2 protein-coding genes are annotated in these 1,819 nt (G+C 53.1%); one reads left to right on the top strand and one right to left on the bottom strand.

What is annotated here, in order from left to right; genetic code table 11:
• Positions 1 to 856: LysR family transcriptional regulator (locus tag AC1DUO_RS24555; protein WP_477989228.1), on the top strand; the 856-nt coding region annotated here is incomplete at its 5' end.
• On the opposite strand, the gene AC1DUO_RS24550 is transcribed toward AC1DUO_RS24555, so the two are convergent.
• Positions 839 to 1,810: a nuclear transport factor 2 family protein gene (locus AC1DUO_RS24550; protein WP_121019294.1), complete on the bottom strand. Its 972-nt coding sequence runs from the start codon at positions 1,808 to 1,810 to the stop codon at positions 839 to 841. The genes AC1DUO_RS24555 and AC1DUO_RS24550 overlap by 18 nt on opposite strands.
• Positions 1,811 to 1,819 lie beyond the last annotated feature (9 nt).

Below are 1,819 nucleotides of genomic sequence, written 5' to 3'. Positions count from 1 at the left end.
GGGTTTAGGCGTGACGCGCTCTGCACTCAGCAAAAGTATCAAGCGTCTGGAAATTCGGCTGGGGGTTCGCTTACTCAACCGCAGTACGCGAAGCCTGTCGCTGACGCCGGAAGGTGAGATCTATTTCAATCGCTGCACTGCTGCTCTGGATATGATTTCAGATGCTGAAAGCATAATAGAGGCGGGGATAGTGGAGCCGTCTGGACTGATGCGGCTGACGGTTCCCGTGGCCTTTGGGCATCTTTTCATTATGCCCTTACTCAATATCATGGCGTTAAAATACCGGACCCTGAACATCGAAGTTGATTTCAGTGATCGGGTGCGCGACCCGGCGACAGACGGCTTTGACCTAGCGCTGAGGCTTGGTCCCCTGCCTGACTCAGGTGATTTGGTTGCCACCCGCCTGGGCGAGCAAAGGCTTATCATTTGCGCCTCTGAGGGCTATCTGGAACGAGCAGGCACCCCCATTGATCTTCGTGAGCTTTCATCACACAGATGCATTTCAGGGTTACCGTCAGACGGGCAAACTTACTGGCTAATCCGGGGCAAAGAGGGACATGTTGTAAGGCATGTTGTTTCCTCAGCCTACCGTTTTAATAATGGTCAAGCCATGCTGGAAGCGGCTATTGCCGGATGTGGGGTGACGCAACTTCCGGACTGGTTATGTGGTGATGCCATCAAAAAGGGGCAGCTTCGCGCAATTCTACCCACATTTCAGGCACCGCCCACCCCCATATCAGCAATGTGGCCCAGGACTCACACGGTGCTTCCTAAAGTGAGAGCCTTGATTGAAGAACTGAAAAAAGAGTTGCCGGCACGCTTGTCGAGCGCGCAGCGTTCATCTGTTGCGCGGTAATGCAGTATCAATGCCGGATACATCATCTGTTGAAAGCCAGCCAGGATTATATTCGCTCCAGCAAATTGACCACTGGTTGTGAGCGTCTTTTTCCATTCCAACCCGGTAATGCGCGCCGTAGATTTTGCGACCCACTGAATCATGCGTCTTCTCGGCAATAACCCGGCCTATTATCAGGAAGGCCGACTGGCGATCGGGGTGGACACATACTTTCAGAGGCTTACCAAAATGCTGCATCCAGGGCCACGGAAGCCGGAAGGCTTTCATGGCGGCAATGATATTTCGTCTCCCGGAGATATAGCCCAGGGGGGTAAAGTTACCCGCGGCATTTTCACTAAAGCATGTGCTGAAAAGTGTGAAATCTGCCTGGTCCAGCGCCCACGCGTAGCGATACCAGATATCGATCACCTCCTGTTCGTCACCCGTAGCACGGTGGTTTTCTGGCACAATATGCCAGGGAGCATCAAGTTCACTGATAATGGCGACTGGCGGAAATCCCTGATGCCAGCCGGACTCTTCAGCCGGTAGCTGCCATCCCGATAACAACTGCCTTGCACCTGAGGTCCAGTGTATTTGGAGGTGAAGGGTATGGATCACAGGTTGGGCTTCATCTGTGCCAGCCCTCATCACGACCGTCCCCCCGAACCGTACCGGGTTATGACGTCCGGAACCTGTGCGCGAAGCCTGTCCGTGCAGGTATGCACTGGCGACGTAATCTTTATCGTTCCTKCGCTCAACGGTGTTTGTCAGTGTAACGGATACGTTGTCCAGGTCAGCAAAGTCATTTTGCAAAAAGGCGGTGACATTTTCACGGCCGGAAACGGTTCCACGATGACTGCTGACTAATCTGACCGAGGGGTCCAGCCATTGGCTATTGTCGGAGCAAGCGTTACCGGACCAGGCTTCACAAAACGTATTCAGGCTCTGCACCGAAGAATGAAATAAACAGTTCATTTATTACCC

The organism is Rahnella sp. P4_A8, from assembly GCF_056402435.1.
Note: the sequence above shows the minus strand (reverse complement) of the source record. Positions and strands in the feature narration are given on the sequence as shown.